Source organism: Curtobacterium sp. MCBA15_008 (assembly GCF_001865065.1).
Lineage (GTDB): Bacteria > Actinomycetota > Actinomycetes > Actinomycetales > Microbacteriaceae > Curtobacterium.
Genome location: NZ_MJGN01000045.1, coordinates 1 through 20,942, shown reverse-complemented (window position 1 = coordinate 20,942; position 20,942 = coordinate 1). Strand labels below are relative to the sequence as shown.

At 71.8% G+C, this 20,942-nt stretch carries 20 protein-coding genes, 3 tRNA genes and 1 pseudogene; 15 read left to right on the top strand and 9 right to left on the bottom strand.

Annotated elements, in window-relative coordinates:
• Window positions 1-13 precede the first annotated feature (13 nt).
• Together BIU96_RS14670 and BIU96_RS14665 are read right to left on the bottom strand one after the other, a co-directional pair.
• Complete coding sequence (locus tag BIU96_RS14670; RefSeq protein WP_071293356.1) at window positions 14-1,471, bottom strand: NlpC/P60 family protein; 1,458 nt, start codon at window positions 1,469-1,471, stop codon at window positions 14-16.
• Between the two features lie 32 nt (window positions 1,472-1,503).
• Window positions 1,504-2,775, bottom strand: coding sequence for a M23 family metallopeptidase (locus tag BIU96_RS14665; RefSeq protein ID WP_071293355.1), 1,272 nt, complete (start codon window positions 2,773-2,775; stop codon window positions 1,504-1,506).
• A 301-nt stretch (window positions 2,776-3,076) separates the two neighbouring features.
• Between BIU96_RS14665 and BIU96_RS14660 the strand changes: the two genes are divergently transcribed.
• From BIU96_RS14660 to BIU96_RS14650, 3 genes are all read left to right on the top strand, one after another.
• Window positions 3,077-3,149 (top strand) — tRNA-Glu (locus BIU96_RS14660).
• Window positions 3,150-3,221: 72 nt separating this feature from the next.
• Window positions 3,222-3,298: transfer RNA gene (locus BIU96_RS14655), tRNA-Asp, on the top strand.
• 1 nt (window position 3,299) lies between these two features.
• Window positions 3,300-3,372, top strand: a tRNA-Phe gene (locus tag BIU96_RS14650).
• A gap of 64 nt (window positions 3,373-3,436) precedes the next feature.
• Here the strand turns inward: BIU96_RS14650 and BIU96_RS14645 are convergent.
• Entirely contained in the window at window positions 3,437-4,447 is a 1,011-nt protein-coding gene (locus BIU96_RS14645; RefSeq protein ID WP_071293354.1) for an aldo/keto reductase family protein, read from the bottom strand.
• Window positions 4,448-4,637: 190 nt separating this feature from the next.
• Between BIU96_RS14645 and BIU96_RS14640 the strand changes: the two genes are divergently transcribed.
• A complete protein-coding gene (locus tag BIU96_RS14640; protein ID WP_083402947.1) occupies window positions 4,638-5,285 on the top strand; it encodes a hypothetical protein in 648 nt (215 codons plus the stop codon).
• 58 nt (window positions 5,286-5,343) lie between these two features.
• Window positions 5,344-6,336: an NAD-dependent epimerase/dehydratase family protein gene (locus BIU96_RS14635; protein ID WP_071293353.1), complete on the top strand. Its 993-nt coding sequence runs from the start codon at window positions 5,344-5,346 to the stop codon at window positions 6,334-6,336.
• Window positions 6,337-6,478: 142 nt separating this feature from the next.
• On the opposite strand, the gene rocD is transcribed toward BIU96_RS14635, so the two are convergent.
• Both rocD and ddaH read right to left on the bottom strand, forming a co-directional pair.
• On the bottom strand, window positions 6,479-7,699 hold the full coding sequence (gene rocD, locus BIU96_RS14630; RefSeq protein WP_071293352.1) for an ornithine--oxo-acid transaminase: 1,221 nt from the start codon (window positions 7,697-7,699) through the stop codon (window positions 6,479-6,481).
• Window positions 7,699-8,592: a dimethylargininase gene (ddaH, locus tag BIU96_RS14625; RefSeq protein ID WP_071293351.1), complete on the bottom strand. Its 894-nt coding sequence runs from the start codon at window positions 8,590-8,592 to the stop codon at window positions 7,699-7,701. The genes rocD and ddaH overlap by 1 nt, the downstream gene beginning before the upstream one ends.
• 247 nt (window positions 8,593-8,839) lie before the next feature.
• Here ddaH and BIU96_RS14620 point away from each other — a divergent pair, with 247 nt between their 5' ends.
• From BIU96_RS14620 to BIU96_RS14580, 9 genes are all read left to right on the top strand, one after another.
• Window positions 8,840-9,277: an Lrp/AsnC family transcriptional regulator gene (locus BIU96_RS14620; RefSeq protein WP_071293350.1), complete on the top strand. Its 438-nt coding sequence runs from the start codon at window positions 8,840-8,842 to the stop codon at window positions 9,275-9,277.
• Window positions 9,278-9,287: 10 nt separating this feature from the next.
• Window positions 9,288-9,671 (top strand): hypothetical protein, encoded by a 384-nt coding sequence (locus BIU96_RS14615; RefSeq protein ID WP_071293349.1) that lies wholly within the window; start codon window positions 9,288-9,290, stop codon window positions 9,669-9,671.
• Window positions 9,672-9,674: 3 nt separating this feature from the next.
• Window positions 9,675-10,508 (top strand): nitroreductase family protein, encoded by an 834-nt coding sequence (locus BIU96_RS14610; protein WP_071293348.1) that lies wholly within the window; start codon window positions 9,675-9,677, stop codon window positions 10,506-10,508.
• Complete coding sequence (locus BIU96_RS14605; RefSeq protein WP_083402946.1) at window positions 10,505-11,269, top strand: YqjF family protein; 765 nt, start codon at window positions 10,505-10,507, stop codon at window positions 11,267-11,269. Before BIU96_RS14610 ends, BIU96_RS14605 begins: the two co-directional genes overlap by 4 nt.
• 86 nt (window positions 11,270-11,355) lie before the next feature.
• Entirely contained in the window at window positions 11,356-12,624 is a 1,269-nt protein-coding gene (locus tag BIU96_RS14600) for a phosphatidylserine decarboxylase family protein (protein WP_071293347.1), read from the top strand.
• 31 nt (window positions 12,625-12,655) lie between these two features.
• Complete coding sequence (locus tag BIU96_RS14595; protein ID WP_071293346.1) at window positions 12,656-13,660, top strand: SDR family oxidoreductase; 1,005 nt, start codon at window positions 12,656-12,658, stop codon at window positions 13,658-13,660.
• Window positions 13,657-14,010: a hypothetical protein gene (locus BIU96_RS14590; RefSeq protein WP_071293345.1), complete on the top strand. Its 354-nt coding sequence runs from the start codon at window positions 13,657-13,659 to the stop codon at window positions 14,008-14,010. Before BIU96_RS14595 ends, BIU96_RS14590 begins: the two co-directional genes overlap by 4 nt.
• Before the next feature lie 44 nt (window positions 14,011-14,054).
• Window positions 14,055-14,597, top strand: a complete 543-nt coding sequence (locus BIU96_RS14585; protein WP_071293344.1) for a dihydrofolate reductase family protein — start codon at window positions 14,055-14,057, stop codon at window positions 14,595-14,597.
• Window positions 14,598-14,627: 30 nt separating this feature from the next.
• On the top strand, window positions 14,628-14,825 hold the full coding sequence (locus tag BIU96_RS14580; protein WP_071293343.1) for a hypothetical protein: 198 nt from the start codon (window positions 14,628-14,630) through the stop codon (window positions 14,823-14,825).
• Between the two features lie 120 nt (window positions 14,826-14,945).
• Here BIU96_RS14580 and BIU96_RS14575 read toward each other — a convergent pair whose 3' ends face one another.
• Both BIU96_RS14575 and BIU96_RS14570 read right to left on the bottom strand, forming a co-directional pair.
• Window positions 14,946-15,674: a tyrosine-protein phosphatase gene (locus BIU96_RS14575; RefSeq protein ID WP_071293342.1), complete on the bottom strand. Its 729-nt coding sequence runs from the start codon at window positions 15,672-15,674 to the stop codon at window positions 14,946-14,948.
• A complete protein-coding gene (locus BIU96_RS14570) occupies window positions 15,667-19,236 on the bottom strand; it encodes a bifunctional proline dehydrogenase/L-glutamate gamma-semialdehyde dehydrogenase (protein WP_071293341.1) in 3,570 nt (1,189 codons plus the stop codon). Before BIU96_RS14570 ends, BIU96_RS14575 begins: the two co-directional genes overlap by 8 nt.
• 118 nt (window positions 19,237-19,354) lie before the next feature.
• On the opposite strand from BIU96_RS14570, the gene BIU96_RS14565 reads away from it, so the two are divergent.
• Entirely contained in the window at window positions 19,355-19,825 is a 471-nt protein-coding gene (locus tag BIU96_RS14565; protein ID WP_071293340.1) for a MarR family winged helix-turn-helix transcriptional regulator, read from the top strand.
• Here the strand turns inward: BIU96_RS14565 and BIU96_RS14560 are convergent, their stop codons facing one another.
• Window positions 19,826-20,377, bottom strand: coding sequence for a hypothetical protein (locus BIU96_RS14560; RefSeq protein ID WP_071293339.1), 552 nt, complete (start codon window positions 20,375-20,377; stop codon window positions 19,826-19,828).
• A gap of 127 nt (window positions 20,378-20,504) precedes the next feature.
• Window positions 20,505-20,942: pseudogene (locus BIU96_RS19930) on the bottom strand (hypothetical protein); the annotation flags it as partial.

The window sequence follows — 20,942 nt, the reverse complement described above, 5'->3', positions numbered from 1 at the left end:
TGCGGTGCGGCGTCTAGAGCGAGCCGCTCGGACGGGCGACGTACGGCAGCAGGTCGCCCGGGGTCCAGATCGCCCGCTCGACCACGCCGACGCGGACGTTCGCCGCCTCGACCATGCGGCCGTTCCCGGTGTAGATCGAGTCGTGGTACCCGCCGGAAGCGGCGCCGTTGCTCGAGTAGAAGAGGATGTCGCCGGGCTGGCGCTGGGACATCGGGACGAGTCGGCCGATCGACTTGAAGTAGTTGTACTGCCAGACGACGTTGTGCCCGCCGGTGGCGATCCCCTGCGAGCTGTACGCCGCCATCACCAGGCCGGAGCAGTCCCACCGCGAGGGGCCGGCGCCGCCGAACTCGTAGGCGTCGCCGATCTGCGCGCGGGCGAAGGCGATCGCCCCTGCGGCTCGCGACGGCGTGCTCGGCGCCGGCGCCGGTGCGGGCGGCGCGCTGGGCTTCGGCGCGGCCGGCTTGGGGGCGCTGGGCTTCGGTGCGCTGGGCTTCGGTGCGGCCGGCTTCGGCGCAGCGGGCTGGGGCGCGGCCGGCTTCGGTGCCGTCGGCGTGCTCGCGCCGGCGCCGCTGCCCGGCGAGGTCGCGGGCCGGCTCGGCGTCGAGCCGCCGCCGGCGCTCGGCGCGGTCGACGAACCACCGTCGGCGCTCGGCGAGTCCGCCGAACCGCTGCCACCCGTCGCGGTGGTCTGCGCAGCGAGCTGCGCCTCGGCCTGCGCCGCACGCTGCTGCGTGAAGTACGCGCTCTCGGCGGCGACCGTCGACCCCTTGAGGAACGCCAGCTGCTCGAGGACCTCTTGCTGCTGGCTCTGCGCCGCGGTGAGTTGTCCCTGGGCCTTCGCCGCGGTGTCGTTCGCCGCGTCGAGCGCGGTCTTCGTGGCGTCCGTCGCCGTGGCGAGGGCCTTCGTGGCCTGGCGCTTCTGCGCGGCGAGCGCGTCGACGGTCTTCTGGTCGGCCTTCGCCTGGGCGAGCACGGTCGCCGAGCGCTCCGAGAGGTGGGTCATCGTGCCGACCTGGTAGAGCAGGTCCTTCGCGTCGGCAGCGTCCACGAGCATGCTCGTCGACAGGTCGCCGCCGCCCGTCCTCGAGAGCTCCACCACGAGCGCCGCGACCTGGCCGGCCGACTCGTCCGCCGATCGCTTCGCCCGCTTCGACTGCGCGCTCAGGTCGTCGAGCGTGGACTGGGCCTCCTGCTGCTCCGACGCCGCGAGGGCGTAGGTCTGCCCGGCCTGCTGGACCACGATCCCGGCCTGGTCGGCACCGTCCTGCAACGACGACAGCCGCGCGGCGAGCTCGTCGACCGTCTGCTGCTTATCGGCCTGGTCCGCCTTGGCCGCCTGCACGTCCGCCCACGAGGGGGCCTCCGACGGGGTCGCCCCTGCTGGTCCGGCGAGCCCCACCGACAGCCCGATGCCGAGCAACGAGACGGTGGCGATGCCGCAGGCGAGGGAACGCGCAGGCTTCTTCATGTGGTGTCAGGGCCTCTCGGGCGCGCACACGGTCATACCGAGATCCCCCGCGCTGCCATGAAGGGGACCGGGTCGACGGCGGAACCGTTGATCCGGGTCTCGAAGTGGAGGTGGCACCCGGTCGACCAGCCGGTCGAACCGATCTTCGCGATCTGCTGGCCGGCACTGACGTGCTGGCCGACGGACACGATGATGCCGCCGTCGACGATGTGCCCGTAGGCGGTGGAGATCCCGCCGCCGTTGTCGAGCACGACCTCATTGCCGTAGCCGCCGCCGTTCGCCGCGAAGGTCACGGTGCCGGAGTGCGCGGCGTAGATCGGGGCGTAGCAGGCGGGAGCGAGGTCCACGCCGGCGTGCAGGGCCCGGTAGTGCGTGTAGGGGTCGACGCGGTAGCCGTACGGGCTGGTCTGGTAGCCGCCGGCGGGACGCACCCAGCCCGACGAGTTCGGCGATCCGCCGCCGGAGCCGCCCGAGCTCGTCGCCGCTGCCTTGGCCGCCGCAGCCGCGAGGGCGGCGAGCCGCGCCTTCTCGGCCTTGACGCCCTTGTTGTAGCGCGACTCGACGTTCGACTCGTTCGTGGTGAGCAGCGTCAGCTGGGCCTCGAGCCGCGCCTGGTTGTCGCTCTGCGCGTCGACGACCGACTGCGCGTCGTCGGCTGCCTGCTGGGCGGCCTGCATCTTCTCCTGCGCCGCGTCGGCCAGCTTGCCGAGGGCGTTCTTCGCGAGGTCGGCACGGTCGGCGAGGCCCTGCGCGACGCCGCGGTCCTGGCTCGCCTGCGAGTAGATGCCGTCCGCCTGCTCGCTCAGCTTCGACATGGCGCCGAGCTCGTAGAGCAGGTCGCCCGACTTCGACGGGTGCGTGAGGATGTCCGTCGTCACGTCGTTCGCGCTCGCCCGGCCGAGCTGCGCGGCGAGCTGGCCGGCCTGCTCCTCGGACGCGGCGGCGGTCTTCTCGGCGTCGTCCGCCTGCTCCTGCAGCTTCTGCTGCTTGAGGGTGGCGTCGTCGTACTTCGTCTGCGCGTTCTGGTACGCGGTGCCGGCTGCCTCGGCGGACTTCTTCGCCGCGGAGGCCTTCGTCGACAGGTCAGCGATGAGCGCCTTGATCTCGGTGACCTTCGCCTGCTGCGCCGACTTCGACGCCTTCGCCTTCTGGACGTCCGACCAGCTGGGGTACGACGCTGCGCTGGCCGACGTCACCGGAGCCAGTGCTCCGAGCGTGCCGACGGTGAGCGCGACGGTGACCGCGGCGGCGATGACGCGGCGGCGGGGACGGGGGCGGAGTGAGAGCGATGGTGGGGTCGACATACATCTCGATTTCGTAACAGCGCGGCAAGGCTCACGCACGTAACACTGTTAACAAGCGCAACAGTAACAACAGGTGTCGCACCCGCACACCCCCTCGCACGAGGGGTACGGGACCGACGACGATGCTCGCATCCGATCATCGACAGCACGAATCGGGGCCTGGAGCCCCAGGGGGAGTGAAGCCCTGCGGGTCGGGTGCCCGGACGCGACACGCCGGGGGTTCCGCCGCCACGGCACCCGATTTGTGAAACCCGCGGTCCATCCGTATGCTTGTCCATCGGTAGCGCGAAGCACCGCTTGCGGCCCTATCGTTTAGTGGCCTAGGACACCGCCCTTTCACGGCGGCAGCACGGGTTCGAATCCCGTTGGGGTCACTCTTCGGAGTGAGCAAGCAAGCAGAGTGGTACCGAGCAAGACAGCAATTCGCAGTACTGATAACAAAACATGGCCCTGTAGCGCAGTTGGTTAGCGTGCCGCCCTGTCACGGCGGAGGTCGCGGGTTCAAGTCCCGTCAGGGTCGCCACGGCTGGATAGCTCAGTTGGTAGAGCGTTCGACTGAAAATCGAAAGGTCCACGGATCGATGCCGTGTCCAGCCACGGTGAAAGGCCCCCTGCTTCGGCAGGGGGCCTTTTTTCGTGCGCGGTGCGGTCCGCGTCCGCGCTACGCCTCGCGGGTCTTCGGGCTGCTGTCGTTCGTCTTCGCCGGGTCGCGCTCGACCACGGCCCCGAGGGCGTCGTCGATGCGCGACATCAGCTCGGCGGGGATCTCGACCCCGGCGGCGCCGGCGTTGTCGTGCACCTGCTCCGGTCGCGAGGCCCCGATGATCGCGGACGCGACGTTCTCGTTCTGCAGCACCCACGCGACGGCGAGCTGCGCCATCGACAGGTTCAGCTCGTCGGCGATCGGCTTGAGGTCCTGCACGGCGGTGAGCACCTCGTCGCGCATGAACCGCTTGATCATGTTCGCGCCGCCCTTGTCGTCGGTGGCACGGGAGCCCTCGGGCAGCGGCTGACCGGGCTGGTACTTGCCGGTGAGGACGCCCTGCGCGATCGGCGACCAGACGATCTGCGAGATGCCGAGCTCCTCGGACGTCGGGACGACCTCGCCCTCGATGACCCGCCAGAGCGCGGAGTACTGCGGCTGGTTCGAGATGAGCTGCACCCCGAGGTCGTCCGCGAGCTCGTGACCGGCACGGAGCTGCTCCGCCGTCCACTCGCTGACACCGATGTACAGCGCCTTGCCCTGCCGGACGACGTCCGCGAAGGCGAGCATCGTCTCCTCGAGCGGGGTCTCGTAGTCGAACCGGTGCGCCTGGTACAGGTCGACGTAGTCGGTCTGCAGGCGCTCGAGCGACCCGTTGATGGACTCGAGGATGTGCTTCCGGCTGAGCCCCGTGTCGTTGTGGCCCTTCGGCCCGGTCGGGCCGAACACCTTCGTCGCGATCTCGAGCGACTGACGCCGCTCTCCCTTGAGCGCCTCACCGAGGACGGTCTCGGCGCCGGTGTTCGCGTAGACGTCGGCGGTGTCGAACGTCGAGATGCCGACGTCGAGCGCTGCCCGGACGCAGGCGATGGCTGCGTCGTTCTCGACCTGGGAGGCGTGGGTGAGCCAGTTGCCGTAGGTGATCTCGGAGACCTTGAGGCCCGAGTTGCCGAGGTAGCGGTACTCCATGTGCGTGTCACTCCTGTCGTGGGGCGCTTCGGTGCGCCACGACCGAGACGGTAGTCCTCGGGACCTCCGCGCTGGGCAGTGTCTGTACGCTGATGTTTCAGGAGAAACGGGGAAAGACGAAACCCCGGCGATGTGGCCTGGGCCAGTGATCGTTCCGGGGTCTTCGTGGAAGACGCTAGCAGATGGGGGCGTGGTGTACGAAGACGAACTCGAGCGCTTGATCACCGCCGAACGGCTCCGGTCGTACACCGAGCGGACGCTCTCCTCGGGCGGTGCGTTGCGGCTGTACGAGTGGAACATGCGAGCCGCGGCGTCGGTCATGGAGCTCACCGGCGTCGTCGAGGTGTTCGCCCGCAACTCACTCGACCGCGAACTGCGCACCTGGGCGGCGGGTCGTGGCGACGCGCCCTGGTTCGACCTCGCGCCGCTCGACGGGCGCGGTCGGGCTGACCTGGCGAAGGCACGGGCACGCGCGAGTCGAGACGACCGCCGCGACGAGGTCCACGGAAGGGTCGTCGCTGAGCTCAGCTTCGGGTTCTGGCGCTACCTCGTCGAGTCGCGGTACCTGACCGCGCTGTGGACACCCGCGCTCCACCGGGCGTTCCCACTCGGACCCGCGGACTCCTTGACTCGTCAACGTGAAGTGCGGCGTCGACTGCAGCAGTTGCACTTCGTGCGGAACCGCGCGGCGCACCACGAGCCCATCCACGCGCGCGACCTGCAGCGGGACCACGACTACGCGCTCGAGCTGCTCGGCTGGATCAGCCCGCGAGCTGCACTCTGGGCGGCGGGCACCACCTCGCTCCGATCGGTGCTCCGCGCCCGCCCCGACGGGTAGGTGCAGGATCGGAAGGAGTGCGGCGCAGCGGTGCGTCGCCGGGAGCGAAGGAGCATCCATGTCGGGACCGAGCGTGCTGTTCATCGGCGGCAGCGGGGTCATCAGTGCCTCGTGCGTCCGCGAAGCCGTCGAGCAGGGGTTCGAGGTGACCGTGCTCAACCGGGGGACCACCGGGGGCAGGCCGATCCCGGAGGGTGTGACGCGCCTCCAGGCCGACGTGTCGGACCGCAGCGCACTGGCGGACGCGCTCGGCGACCGTCAATTCGACAGCGTCGTGAACTGGATCGCCTTCACGCCGGACCAGGTGCAGGCGGACGTGGACTTCTTCGCCGGACGGACGCGGCAGTACGTGTTCATCAGCTCGGCGTCGGCGTACCAGACGCCGGCCACGCACCTGCCGATCACCGAATCGACGCCGCTGAAGAACCCGTACTGGCAGTACTCGCGCGACAAGATCGCGTGCGAGGAGCTGCTGATGCAGGCGTACCGGGAGCAGGACTTCCCGGTGACGATCGTGCGGCCGTCGCACACCTACGACGAGACGAAGCTGCCGCTGACGGGCGGGTGGACGGCCGTGGCGCGGATGCGTGCGGGCAAGCCGATCATCATCACGGGTGACGGCAGCTCGCTGTGGACCCTCACGCACAGCCGGGACTTCGCCGTCGGCTTCACGGGGCTGCTCGACCGGGGCGAGGCGATCGGTGAGGCGTTCACGATCACGAGCGACGAGGCGCCGACGTGGAACGCCATCGCGCAGGAGATCGCGGCAGCGGCCGGGGTGGACGACCTGCGGATCGTGCACGTGCCGGCGGACGCGATCGCGGCCGTCGACCCGGAGTGGGGCGCGGCGCTCCTGGGCGACAAGGCGAACAGCTCGGCGTTCGACAACAGCAAGATCCGGTCGCTCGTGCCCTGGTACCGGCCGCGGACGCCGTACCGGCACGGCGTGCGCGAGGTGATCGCCTGGTACGAGGCGCACCCCGAGGAGCAGGTCGTCGACGAGCGGCTCGATGCCCTGATGGACGAGTTGGCGGAGCGCTGGGCGGTCTGAGGTCGGGGCGTCGGCGCGTCGAGGGAGCAGGAATCGTCGGCTGGTCGGGATCGACTCGACGATTTCTGCTCCCTCGACGGGCGCGGCGGACGCCCGGGCCGCGCTGGCCGCGCGCGGCGACGGGCGCGGCGCCGCCCGCGGCTCAGCGCGCGGCGAGCACCTCGCCGAGCGTGCCGATCGCCAGGCGCACCTCGTCGTCGGTGACGACCAGGGGCGGCGCGAAGCGGATCGTCGACCCGTGCGTGTCCTTCACGAGCACGCCCCGGTCGGCGAGGCCCTTCGCGATGGCCTTGCCGGTACCGAGCGCGGGGTCGATGTCGATCCCCGCCCAGAGTCCGGCGACCCGGTGCGAGACGACCCCGGAACCGAGCAGGTCGTCGAGCAGCCCGCGCAGGAGCGGTTCGCCGTCGAGCGCCCGCTGCTGGAACGTGCCCTCGTCGAGCATCGCCACGACCTCGGACCCGACGGCCGCCGCGAGCGGGTTGCCACCGAAGGTGGAGCCGTGCTCGCCCGGACGCAGGACGCCGAGCACCGAAGCCGACCCGACGACCGCGGACACCGGCACGATGCCGCCGCCGAGCGCCTTGCCGAGCGTGATGAGGTCCGGTCGGACGTCGACGCGCTGCACGGCGAGGGTGTGCCCGGTGCGGCCGAGCCCGGACTGGATCTCGTCGGCGACGAACAGCGCACCGAACTCGTCGCAGATCTCGCGGACGGCGGGAAGGTACGACTCCGGCGGGATGACGACGCCGCCCTCGCCCTGGATCGGCTCGAGCAGCACGGCGACGACGGTCTCGTCCATCGCCTCGCGGAGGGCCGCAGCGTCGCCGTACGGCACGGTGCGGAAGCCGGGCGTGAACGGCCCGAAGTCGTCGTGGGCCGAGGGGTCGTCGGAGAACGAGATGATCGTCGTGGTGCGGCCGTGGAAGTTCCCGGACGCCACGATGATGGTGGCTCGCTCGGCCGGCACGCCCTTGACGCGGTAGCCCCAGGCGCGCGAGACCTTGATCGCGGACTCGACGGCCTCGGCCCCGGTGTTCATCGGGAGCACCATCTCGGTGTCGGTCAACGACGCGAGCGCGGACGCGAACGGCCCGAGCTGGTCGTTCACGAACGCCCGCGAGGTCAGCGTGACCCGGTCGAGCTGGGCCCTGGCGGCGTCGAGCAGCCGCGGGTTGCCGTGGCCGAAGTTCACCGCGGAGTACGCGGCGAGGCCGTCGAGGTAGCGCTTGCCGTCGACGTCCGTCACCCATGCGCCGTCGCCGGAGGCGATGACGACGGGCAGCGGGCTGTAGTTGTGCGCGAGGGCACGGTCCTCGACGGCGAGCGCGGCGGCGGTGTTCGTCCCCAGCGCGCTGGTCATCAGGCGCCCCGTGCGACGGAGTTGCCGGTGCCGACCGGGTGCAGGTCGAGCGTGCAGCACTTCACGCCGCCGCCGCCGAGCAGCAGCTCGGACAGGTCGACGCCGATCGGGTTGTAGCCCTTCTCCTTCAGCTGTGAGGCGAACGTGGTCGCGCGGGAGGCGATCACGACGTTGTACCCGTCCGAGTAGGAGTTGAGCCCGAGGATCGCGGCGTCCTCTTCGGTGGCGATGATCGCGTCGGGGAAGCGCTCGCGCAGGATCGCCAGCGACGGCTCGTCGAAGGCGCTCTCCAGGTAGGCGATGTTGCTCGTCCCGTCGACGGCGGGCTCGGGGTCGAGCACGGCGATGGCGGTGTCGAGGTGGTAGAAGCTCGGGTTGATGAGCTTGAGGGTGACGACCTCGCGGCCGTAGATCTTCGCGAGCTCCTCGTGCGAGGTGCTGTCCGATCGGAACCCGGTGCCGGCGAAGATCGTGTCGCCGATGAGCAGGAAGTCGCCCTCGCCCTCGTTGGTCTCCTCGGGCTCGGCGACGGTCAGGCCGGCCTGGCGGAACCAGTCCATGTAGGCCGGGCCCTCGGGCTGGCGCTCGGGGTACTGGAACTTCGCGCCGTAGGCGACACCGTCGAGCACGAACCCGCCGTTGGCCGCGTAGACCATGTCCGGCAGACCGTCGATCGGTTCGATGTAGGAGATGTCGAAGCCGAGGCCCTCGTAGACGTCGACGAGCGACTGCCACTGCTGGACGGCCTTCGACGTGTCGGTGGGGTCCTCGGGGTGCATCCACGGGTTGATCCGGTAGCTCACCGTGTAGAAGTCCGGCTTGCACATCAGGATCGTCCGCTTGGTCGCGGTACGGGCCGGTGCATCGGTGGTCGAGGGTGCGGTGTTCGACATCAGTCCTCCTGAGAAGGGACCGGGGCCCGAGCCTGCCAGGAACCGAAACGGAACGAAGGAGAGGTGCTCCGGCGAGATGCAGGCTCACTCGCCGTAGCGGACCAGGTCGACGCCGATCACGAGTCTAGACAGAACCGTCCGAGGGGTGCAGCAACGGGATGCGAAACGCCGTGGCACCCGTTCGGGGCGCGCACGTTTCGTGCGCAGAACCCCGGGCCGTGCAAGAAGCCCGCGTAGGATGGTGTCAATGGATTCGCTCGACCACCGCATCCTGGACCAGCTCCGGGAGAACGCCCGTGCCGGCTACGGCGACATCGGGTCGGTGGTCGGACTCTCGGCCTCGGCCGTGAAGCGCCGGGTCGACCGGCTCGTCGGCGACGGGGTCATCCAGGGGTTCACGATCAAGGTCGACCCCGCTGTCGAGGACCGCGGCACCGAGGCCTGGGTGGAGCTCTACTGCCGCGGCACCGTCTCCCCCGACGAGCTCCGGTCGCTGCTCGACACCGTTCCCGAGGTCATCGACGCCGGCACCGTCACCGGCAGCGCCGACGCCGTCGTGCACATGCGCTCGAAGGACCTCTCGGCACTCGAAGAAGCGCTCGACAAGGTCCGTCTCGCCCCGCAGGTGGACCACACCCGCTCCGCGATCGTGCTCTCCAAGCTGGTCAGTCGCGAGACCGCGTAACGTCCGGCAGATGCGACGCACGGCGACGGCCTGGAGGCGCGGCTCGGCCCCCACAGGATCACGCCCTGCCCGGCGTCTGGTCGCCGCCGCGTCCGGCGCCTACCTGGCGAACTGCCTCTGGGGCACCGCCGTCGCGGTGCGGCTGATCCGGACGAAGAAGCTCCGCGTCGTGCACCACGGCCTGTTCGTGGTGACCGCGGCGCTGACCGGGATCGCTGCGACGACCCCGGTGTGGACGCGGGACCGGTCGGCGCTGTTCCTGTTGCCGGCACTCGTTCCCTTGGCGGTCGCTCCACGCACGAACCCCCGCTCCGGAGCACACTGGAAGGTCGCGGTCGCCGCCGCACCGTCCTACCTGGGGGCCGTGCTCGCACGCAGGCGATCAGAGAGGTGAGCAGTGGAGCTCTTCGAAGCGATCCGACGGCGGCGCACGACCAACGGGGCGTTCCTGCCCGACCCCGTCTCCGAGGAGCACCAACGGCTCCTGATGGAGCTGGCCGGACGGGCTCCCTCGCAGCTGAACAGCCAGCCGTGGCGGTTCGTGCTGGTCGAGGAGCGCGCCACGATCGACCGTGTCGCCGAGATCAGCGGCAGCTCGATGACCCGGACGATGGCCGAGGGGACGTTCTTCGAGCGGTACAAGCCGTACTTCCGGTTCTCACAGGGCGAGATGGACGCGCGGCGTGACGGGATGCTGTTTGACAAGCTGCCCGGACCGCTCAAGCCCTTCACGAAGCAGGTGTTCACGAAGCGCGGGCAGCTCCTGATGAACACGCTCCGGGTGCCGCAGAGCCTCGGCGAGGAGAACCGGAAGCTCGTCGCCGGGTCGCCGCTGCTGCTCGGGGTGATGCTCGACCGGCACGAGTACCGGAAGGAGGAGCTGTCCGGCTTCTACTCGGTGTTCAGCATGGGGGCGGCGATGGAGAACATCTGGCTCGCGACGACGGAGCTCGGCCTGGGGATCCAGTTCGTGTCCTTCCCGATGGAGACCCCGGGCGCGTGGGAGGAGATCGAGGACCTGCTGCGGGTGCCGGACTCCCTCGAGCTGATGGCCGTCTACCGGATCGGGTACCTGCCGCCCGAGCGCCGTCGGCCCGCGATCGACTGGACGTCGAGCGAGCGGAAGCGCCCGTCGCAGTACGTGTTCCGCGGCACCTGCGACACCCCGCAGCAGGGGTGGGACGACGCGCCGGTGGCGGGGCACATCGCCCCGGAGGCGACCACCTCGTGACCGCGACCACGCCCACCGGGGACACACCGCGCCTCCCGGCCGTCGCCCCCGGCTTGACCGGACGCCCCTGGATCGAGCAGGCGTGGCGCGACGTCGTGTTCGCGCACTGGCGCGTCGACGCGTCCGCGGTCGCCCCGTTGCTGCCGGCCGGCACACGGCCGGACACCCTCGGCGTCGACGGAGCCGACGACGGCGCGACCACCTGGGTCGGCCTCATCTGCTTCCGGTTCACGGACACCCGGTTCCCGCCGGTGTCCGTCGGCTCGGTCGGTGACTTCATCGAGGTGAACGTCCGCGTCTACACGGTGGACGACCGCGGTCGGCACGGTGTCGTGTTCCTGTCCCTCGACGCCGGCAAGCTCGCTCCGACCGTGGGCGCGCGCGTGGCGACGGGCCTGCCGTACAAGTGGGCCGTCGCCGAACAGCGCCGGCCGGCACCGGACCGCGTGGCGTACGCGATGCGGCGGCACGGCACGCACCTGCGATCGCTGCTGGACGTGCGGGTCGGGACGACGGTGGCGGAGCCGACCGCGCTCGAGACCTTCCTGACGGCGCGGTGGGGCATGCACGTGCGACGGCTCGGGCGGACGCGGTTCTGGCCGAACGAGCACGAGTCGTGGCCGTTGCACCGCGCGTCGGTGGTGTCGCTGCGGGACGACCTGGTCGGTGCCGCGGGGCTGCCGTTCGCGTTGACGGACCTGGAGCCGGACTCGGTGCTGTACTCGCCGGGGGTGACGACCCGGTTCGGCCTCGGGCGCTGACCACGTCGGCGCCCCGGACGCCGGGGCCGTTGGCATGACGGGGATCGCTGGGACCGGGCGCGGTCGTCGTCGGTACGGTCCGGTGTGTGAGCAGTGCATCCCAGGACGTCCGCCGCCGTGCCGGGTGGCTCCCCGCCGAGCAGTCCGGCCTCGAAGCGTGGCTCCGCGGGCGACGCGACCGTCTCGCCGACCGCGACCCCGACCAGGTGCTCCACCCGGCGGTCGCCGCGCTCCGTGACGTCATCGAGTCAGACCCGGTCCTCCGGATGGAGGCGCACGAGATGATCGCGCAGGTGCCGAGCGGCCGGCAGTACGCCGAGCGGCACCTCGAGAGCGTCGAGGAACTGCTGGAGCTCATCGACGAGGTCATCCGGAGCGCGCCCGAGTGGGGCGAGGAGCAGATGGTCATGACGCCGCTCGACGGCATCCTCGACTGGACGAAGGCCACGCCGGCCGGCTTCGCCTTCTACCGCGACCCGCGGGTCAACGACGCCCTGCGCGAGGTGCTCCAGGCCTGGTGCACCTTCCTGTCCTCGCCGGAGTCGGCCGACGTCATCGTCGACACCCCGGACGGCTGGCGGAGCGACGCCGCACGTCGGACCGTGGGCATGGACCAGTTCGAGCACGACCCCGACGACGAGCACTGGGGCTTTGCGTCGTGGAACGACTTCTTCACCCGACGGTTCCGGGACGGCGAACGGCCGGTCGCCGCACCCGACGACGACGTCGTCGTGGTCAGCCCGTGCGAGGCCACCCCGTACCGGATCGCCAGCGGGGTGCGCCGTCGCGACGAGTTCTGGGTGAAGGCCGAGCCGTACTCGCTCGACGAGCTCCTGGCCGGTGACGAGTCGGTGGACGCCTTCGTCGGCGGCACGGTGTGGCAGGCCTTCCTGAGCGCCGTGGACTACCACCGGTGGCACAGCCCGGTGTCCGGGAAGATCGTGAACGCGTGGGTGCAGCCCGGCACGTACTACTCCGAGGCCGAGTCGCAGGGGCCGGACGCCGCCGAGCCGACGCTGTCGCAGGGGTACCTGGCCCACGTCGCCACCCGCGCGATCGTGGTCATCGAGGCGGACGACCCCGACCTCGGACTCGTCGCCGTTGTCTTCGTGGGGATGTCGGACGTGTCGTCGTGCGTGATCGGCGACGGCATCGAGCCCGGCGCCCGGGTCGCGAAGGGCGACGAGCTCGGGTACTTCCAGTTCGGCGGGTCGACGGTCTGCGTGCTGTTCGGCGAGGGTGTCGTCGAGTCGTTCTCGCTCGAGGCGATCCCGCAGGCGCCCGACGAGGACGCCACCCTGGTGCACGTCCGCTCGCACCTGGCGACGGTCCGTCGGGGGACAACGGCTGAGTGATGCCGCGCCGCCCCTGCGTACAACTGGGCCCATGACTCGAGTGGCAGTGGTGACCGGTGGATCCGCAGGACTGGGACGGGCGACCGTCCGCGAACTCGCGGCACGAGGGTGGGACGTCGCGGTCCTCGCACGCGGGCGGGACGGGGTCGACGCCGCGGTCGCCGAGGTCGAGGCCGCCGGACGCCGGGGGCTCGCGCTGGTCGCCGACGTCTCCGACCGCGACGCCGTCGAGGCCGCGGCCGACCGGGTCGAGCAGGAGCTCGGGCCGATCGACCTGTGGGTCAACGGGGTGATGGTCGGCGTGTTCGGCCGGTTCCTCGAGACCGCGCCCGAGGACTTCGAGCGTGCCCTGCACGTCACCTACCTCGGCTTCGTGAACGGCACCCGCGCCGCGCTCTCGCGGATGGTCCCCCGCGACCACGGCCAGGTCATCCAGGTCGGGTCGGCGCTCGGCTTCCGCGGCATCCCCCTGCAGGCCGCGTACTGCGGCGCGAAGCACGCGATCGTCGGCTTCACCGAGTCGGTCGTCTCCGAGCTCATAGAACAGGGCAGCCACGTGCAGGTGTCCCGCGTGGACATGCCGGCGCTCAACACGATCCAGTTCCAGTGGGTGAAGTCGAAGCTGCCGCACCACCCGCAGCCGGTCGCCCCGATCTACCAGCCGGAGGTCGGCGCCCGGGCCATCGCCGCCACCGCCGAACGCCCGCGCCGCCGCACCTGGGTGGGCGAGTCGACCGTCTACACGATCCTCGGCAACCGGATCAGCGGCCGGTTCGCCGACTGGTACGCCGCGAAGACGCTCGTGTCCGGGCAGCAGAACCCGGAGAAGGACGGCCTCGAGATGCAGGACAACCTCTACGAGCCGGTACCGGGCGACCACGGCGCGCACGGGGTGTTCGACGAGTCGGCGCACGCGTGGTCGCCGCAGACCTGGTGGGTGGAGCACCGTCGACTCGGCAACGGCCTGCTCGGAGCGGTCGTCGGTGCGGCCGGGGCCGTGGGCGCGGCCGCACTCGCGGCGGGACGCCGTCGATGACCCGGGGTCCGAGCCGCGCGCGGGTCACCGCCCGTCGCCGCGCGGTCGAGATCGCCCGCGCCGGCCTGGGCGTCTGGCACCTGGCCCGGGCGACACGCTCGGACGACCCGCACGTGGTGCTCGACCGGGTGCTCGGCGTCCGGCAGCTCGCGCAGGCCGCCCTCGTGCTCCGCGCCGGCAGTGCCGAGGCGCACACCCTCAGCGCGGTCGTCGACGCTGCGCACGGCGCGACCATGGTGCCCCTCGCGCTCGACCCGGCACGGCGGCGGTTCGCCGTCGGTCAGGCCTGGATCGCACTCGTGCTCACGGTGGCCGAGGTGTGGGCGGTCGGACGCGGGCGTCGCGCCTGACGTCGAGAGCGCGTCCTGTCGGGGGTCGTCGGTAGCGTCCGGACATGGCCACCACGTACTCCGTCGCCTCGTCGCTCGACGGCTTCGTCGCCGCACCCGGTGACGACCTCGACTGGCTCCTGCAGTTCGGCTTCGAGCCGTTCCAGGAGCACCACGACGCCTTCTTCGCCGGCGTCGGTGCCATCGCGATGGGGTCGACCACGTACGAGTGGCTGCTCGCGAACGACGACACCTGGGCGTACCCGTCGACGCCCACCTGGGTGTTCACGTCGCGCGAGCTGCCGGTGCCGGACGGCGCCGACGTGCACTTCGTCGCGGGGTCCGTCGCCGACCACCAGGCGACGCTGTTGCGCGCCGCCGGGGAACGCGACGTGTGGGTCGTCGGCGGCGGACTCCTCGCGGCCCAGTACCAGGCGGCGCGTCTGCTCGACGAACTCCGGGTGACGGTGATGCCGATCGCGCTCGGCGCCGGCGCACCCCTGCTGCCGGTGGCCGCACCGACGGCGGTGTTCGAGCTCGTCGGGCTCACCCCGTTCACCGGCGGGGCCGTCGAGCTGCACTACCGATCTGCGCACGCCCGGACCTGATCCCGACCACCGCGGCGTAGCGTCCAGGGCATGAGCGACAAGGAACAGACCGAGCCCGTCATGGACGGCGCCACCGACGCGACCAACCACGAGAAGCTGCGCGGCCTCATCGAACAGGTCGACCACGACCACCACGGCGAGGGCGCCGGTGCGATGGCCGACCACCTGCGCGACCGGATGGACGAGACCGGCGTCGAGGACGAGGCCGCCGGGGACGCCCAGGACTGACCCGGTCCGCCCCTCGGCCCCGACCGGCGGCCGACGGGCGGCACCGCTCACGCGAGGCGAGGCGCGGCGCGGCTCACGCGAGGCGCGGCGCGGCCCGGCTCACGCGAGCCGACGCGCGGCTCACGCGACGTGTGCGCGGAACGTTCGCAGTGCCTCCAGGTCGGCGGCGTCGAGACCGGAGCGGCCCACGAACCGGTCCACGTCGAACCCGTCGAGCGCCGCGCGGAAGGCCCCCTCGACCGTCGTGCCGTGCTCGGCGCAGAGTGCCTCGATCTTCTCCTCGGTCGGCGGGACCCCGATCGACGCCAGCAGTGCCGGGGCGTTCTCGACCGTGACGAGGTAGTCGGCGACGACCGCCTCCGGTTCGACCTCGGCGATGGTCAGGAGGGCGAGGGCCACGATGCCGGTGCGGTCACGGCCGCCGGCGCAGTGGAAGAGCACCCTGCCCGGCTCGGCCCGTGCGATCGCCCGCAGTGCTTCGCCCGTGCGCTCCGGCAGCTCGTCCAGGTGCGGCCCGTAGTACAGGGGTGTGCCGACCAGGCCGGTCTCCCAGTACGCCGACCAGAACGACGGCGCGGTGTCGAGGCCGTCGTGGTCGACGACGACGGTGGTCAACCACTCCGGGCGGACACCGGTGTCCTTCGCGGTCTCCGACGGGGCCCGCAGGTCGACGATCGTCCGGATCCCCGCGTCGTAGAGCGCCTGCCACCCGTCGAACGTCAGCCGGTCGACGCCCTCGGAGCGGAAGACCCGGCCCCGCGGTGTCGTCCCGCCGTCCCGGAGCGGCAGCCCGCCGAGGTCGCGGCCGTTGAACAGTCCCTCGGCGTGCAGGGTGCGCGGGTCAGACATGCAGCTCCGTGAAGTCGGGGTCGAGGTCGCCGAACCGGTGCGCCGTCACGGACACCGACTGTTCGCGGAGGAACGGCAGCATCTCGATGAGCCCGGCCTCGACCACGGGGGCGTCGTGGAGCGCCACGTCGATGCTCGCGCCGAGGGCTTCCTCGAGCGCGAGCGGGTCGCCGCCGACCAGACGGATCCGGGCTCCCGGTCCGCCGAAGGCCGTGTGGGCCGGACGTTCCCGACCCTGCGACAGCACGACCTCGAGCGCGTCCTGGGGCTCGTCGTCGCCGGTCGACCAGGACTCCTGGAACACGGCGCCGGACGCCGCCCGACGCAGGAACTCGTCGTCGGACTCGACCAGGCTGTCGACGACGTGCAGTGGGGACCGACTGGAGGCGAACAGCTGCGTGAGCGGACCGGGGAGCGGGCGGGCGCTGCTCAGCAGGACGTGGGCGCGGGCCGCCGTCGCGGCGACGAGCACCCGGACGAGGTCGCCGATCGGCGCACCCTCGGCCTGTCGGACGATCACGGACTGCGGCCGCCACCGCAGCACGTTCCGCTGCACGACGAGCCCGGACGGATCGTGCGACACCCCGAACTCGGTCGCCCGCGCGCGCACGTCGCTGAGCGCACCGGCACGCACCTGGTCGAACTCCTCGAACGACAGACCGCTGCGGGCCGCTTCGATGACGGCGGTGACCCGGGGCGGGAGCCCGTGCAGCTGGATGCTCTTGTGGACGGTGCGCGGAAGGGGCTCCCACCGGCCGAGGGTGGCGACGTACATCGAGCCGCCGGGCTTCGTGCCGGCCCCCACCGCCGAACCCTTCCAGCCGCCGAGCGGCTGTCGTCGGTCGACCACACCGGTGACCTCGCGGTTGACCGTCAGGTTGCCCGCCTGCACGCCGGCGATCCACTCGGCGACCTCGTCGGCGTCGAGCGAGTGGATGCCCGCCGTGAGTCCGGAGTCGGTCCCGTTCTGGATCGCGAGGGCCTGCTCGAGGGTCTCCGCCCGCATGATGCCGAGGACGGGGCCGGGGTACTCCGTCTGGTGGAAGTCGCTGCCGGGGCGCACGCCGTCGCGGATGCCCGGCGACCACAGCCGCCCGGAGTCGTCGAGGGGCACCGGCTGCACGAGCCAGGACTCCCCCGGGCCGAGCTCGGTGAGGCCGACGCGGAGCGTGCCCGTCGGCTCGGCGATGAGCGGTCCGACCTGCGCGGTCGGGTCGTCCGGCCACGCGACCCGCAGCGTGCGGGTGGCGTCGACGAGCTGGCGGCGGAAGCGCTCGCTCTCGCCCACGGACCCGACCAGGACCACCAGGGACGCGGCGGAGCAGCGCTGCCCGGCGTGCCCGAACGCGGACTCCACGATGTCCTGCACGGCGAGGTCGAGGTCGGCGCTCGGCGTGACCACGACGGCGTTCTTGCCGCTGGTCTCCGCCGTCAGGGGCAGGCCGGCGCGCCACCACCGGAACGACCGGGCGGTGTCGGTCGACCCGGTCAGGATGATGCGGTCGACGGCCGGGTGGGCGATGAGGTCGCGGCCGAGCTCGTTCTCGTCGAGGTCGACGAGTCGCAGCAGGGAGTGCGGCACCCCGGCGTCCCAGAGGACGTCGGCCAGGAGCGCGCCGCAGCGCTTGGCCTGCGGTGCCGGCTTGAGGACGACCCCGCTGCCCGCGGCGAGTGCGGCGAGGACCCCGCTGGCCGGGATCGCCACGGGGCCGTTCCACGGCGACGCGACCACGGTGAGCCGCGGCGGCACGTACCCGGCGCCGTCGCCGTCGAGGTCCGCCAGACGGCGGGCGCTCTCGGCGGAGTGGTGCGCGGAGTCGACCGCCGCGCTCACCTCGGTGTCGGCGTCGGCGAGGGTCGTGCCGGTCTCGGCCGCCATCACCTCGATCAGGTCGGCCCGTCGGGTCTCGAGCTCGTGCGCGATGAGGTCGAGGAGCTCGGCCCGGTCCGACGGGTCCTGCCGCCCCCAGTTGACCCCGGCCTGGGCGGTCCGGGCGACGATGCGCTCGAGCGTCGAGCGGTCGGCGACCTTCGCGCCGCGGATGGTCTGCGCACCGAGCTGCGACCGGGGCACGCGGCGGAGGACGTCGTGCGCCCACGAGCGGTTCGCGGCGATCGACGGGTCGGTGTCGGGGACGTTCCGGACGGCGTCGCGGTGCACCGGCTCGCCGACCGGTCGGCGGCGGTCCTGCGTCCGGTGGGTGGTCGGCACGGGGTCCGGCGCGTCGAGTGCCCGGACCGCGGCGAGCCAGCGGCCGCGCGCACGCTCGAAGGCCGCCTCGTCGTGGTCGATCTCGGTGGCGCTCGCCACGAAGTGCTCGGGGGCGGCGCTCTCCTGCAGCCGCCGGGCGAGGTACGGGATCGCCGCGTCGAACCGGTCCGGCTGCACGACGGGCGTGGAGAGCGTGATCTGCCCGACGTCGGCGCGCACGGCGTCGGCGTGGGTGGTGGCCATGCCGAGCAGCATCTCGACGTCGACCGCGTCGGTCACCCCGCGGCGCTGGGCGAGCACCCACGCCGTGGCGAGGTCGAACAGGTTGTGCCCCGCGACGCCGATCCGGACCGCGTCGGTGCGCTCCGGCGTGAGGGCGGCGTCGAGCATCCGGAGGTACGCGGTGTCGGTCTCCTGCTTCGAGCCCCACGTCGCCAGCGGCCACTCGTGCAGGATCGCGTCGACCCGTTCCGTCCCCAGGTACGCGCCCTTGACGAGCCGGACCGAGATCGGCGCCCCGCCCCGCGCCCGCCGCGCGACGGCCCACTCGGTCAGGGACTCGAGCGCCGCCGCGGTGTCGGGCAGGTACGCCTGGAGCGCGATGCCGGCGTGCAGTCCGATGAACTCGTCGCGGTCGAGGAGCGTCCGGAACACCGCGAGCGTGACGTCGAGGTCGCGGTGCTCCTCGGTGTCGAGGGTGACGGACTTCGGGACGGGTGACGACGCCGCGAGCCGGAACAGCGGCACGAGGCGGTCGACGGCGCGCTCCACCGTCTGCTCGAACGCCCACAGCGACATCTGCGGCAGGACCGAGCGCACCGTGATCGAGACGTGGTCGACGTCGTCGCGGGCGAGGAGGTCCATCGTGCCCTGCAGCTGCCGGTCGCTGCCGGCGGTGCCGAGGACCGCTTCGCCGAGGAGGGTCACGCTGAGCTGGGTCCCCGGTCCGGCGACCTTCGCGAGCGCGGGCCCGAGCTTCGCCGGGGTGGCGTCGACGACGAGGTGCCCGGTCATCCGACGCAGGATCTTCCGCGCCGTCGGCACGACCGCCCACGGCGCCATGGTCGCGAAGCCACCACCGAACGTCACCGCACCGCGGAGGTACCAGGCGAGGGCATCCGGGACGTCCTGACCGACCTTCTCGAGGTTGCGTGCCACGACCCGGGGGTCCTCCGGACGGATCACCTTGTCGACGAACCCGCGGGTGAAGTCGAGCCCCTGCTCGTCGCGGAGCACCGCCGCGAGACGCGCGGCGCCGGGCTCCGGCTTGGCCCCGGCGGACGCCGCCGTCCACCGGCGCACGAGGGCGACGGCGTCGTCGGTGCAGTCCTGCAGTCGGGCGCTCGGCATGCTCCGATCGTATGCCGAGCCCCCGACCCCACCTCTGAGTGAGCCGTGCGCGCCCCGAGCCTCATCCGGACGGATGATCCTCGCCGCGACCGGGTCCGGAGGTGGATACGCTGGCGCCATGTCGAACCCGGGCGCCGAAGGCCACGACTGGGCCACGTGGGACGCCTACCACGACGTCTGGCGACGGCTCGATCGGGCGTTGGACCACGCCGTGCAGCAGGGCGCTGGGATCTCGATCCCGGAGTTCGAGATCCTGATCGGCCTGCACCGCGACCCGGAGCACCGCTTGCGGGTGCGTGACATCGCCGCCGGCATCGGCTGGGAGAAGTCGCGCGTGAGCCACCAGGTGACGCGCATGGTGGCGCGCGGGCTGGTGGAGCGAGCGGACTGCCCGACGGACGGCCGCGGCAGTTGGGTGGTGATGACGCCGGACGGGCGTCGTGCGGTCCTCTCCGGCATCCGCGCGCACACGGGTGCGCTCGAGGACCTGTTCTGGAGGCCCGTGGGGACCGACGCCGAGACGCTGCGGTCCGTCTCGGCGCGGGTCCAGGACGCCATCGGTCCCGACCCGGAGCCGGCTCCGCTCTAGCTACGGGACCTGCTGCTTCTGGATGTCGGGCGCGAACTCCTGCAGGCACGACTCGACGGCCTCCTGGAACTCCGGCTCCTGCGATCGCTCGTACGTGCTGAAGTCGAGCACGCCGTTGTCCTGCCCTTCGAAGTCCGGGTAGCCGTGGTCGCGGATGCAGCTCGCGACCTGCACGTTCTGCCGCTCCCACTTCTGCTTGTCGGCCTCGCTCGTGCCGCTGATGCCGAGCTCCTTGCTGCACGCACCGCCGGCCTCGACGAAGCCCTGCTCGTCCGTGCCGCTCGGAGCCCGCAGCGCGCCCGAACGGACCTCGTCGTCGCTGGGGTCCTGCACGTCGAACCCGGCATCGCGCATGCATGAACCCCAGTCGGCCCCGATCCCGGTGCTGCGCTCGCTGGCGGTGTCGGCGGTGCTGCCGGTCGGAGTGTCCGACGAGCAGGACGCCAGTGCGAGCGGCAGCGTGACGGCGACGACCGCCGCTCCGAGGAGCGAAGGGCGGGTGCGGGTGCGGGTGCGGGTGCGGGTGCGGTGGAGCGTTCGTGTGCGTGTCATGAGGCCATCACAGCGGGACGGGTGTTTCGGTCCCGGTACCGCCCGCGATACACCGGCGAAACCCGTGCCCCGGACACGACGAACGGCGCCACCCCGTGCGGGGCGGCGCCGTGTCGTCGGACGGGTGTTACTTGATCTGTGCGGTGATGGTCGCGACGCCCACGAGGAGGTTGGCCTTCACTGCGTCGGTCTTGAAGGTGCTGTTGAGCAGCTTCGCGGCGTCGGCGGAGACGTGGACCGTGGTGCCGGTCAGGATCGCGTTGTCGCCCTCGAGCTGCAGCGGCTTGAGGGTGCCACCGTGCAGGGAGAACAGGTACGCGTTCGCGACGGCGACCTTGCCGTTGACCAGGACGTCACCGTAGAGCTTGGACGAGCCCGGGTTCACGACGAAGTTCTCCAGCGTCACCGTGGTGTCACCGGCGGAGAGGGTCAGCCCCGAGTCGTCGTGGTTCAGCAGGCCCTGCACGTACGGGCGGTAGTTGCCGTCCGGCGACCAGTACGTCACCGAACCCGAGGTGATCGGGAACGAGACCGAACCGTCGGCGAGCTTGGCGTTGCCCGAGAC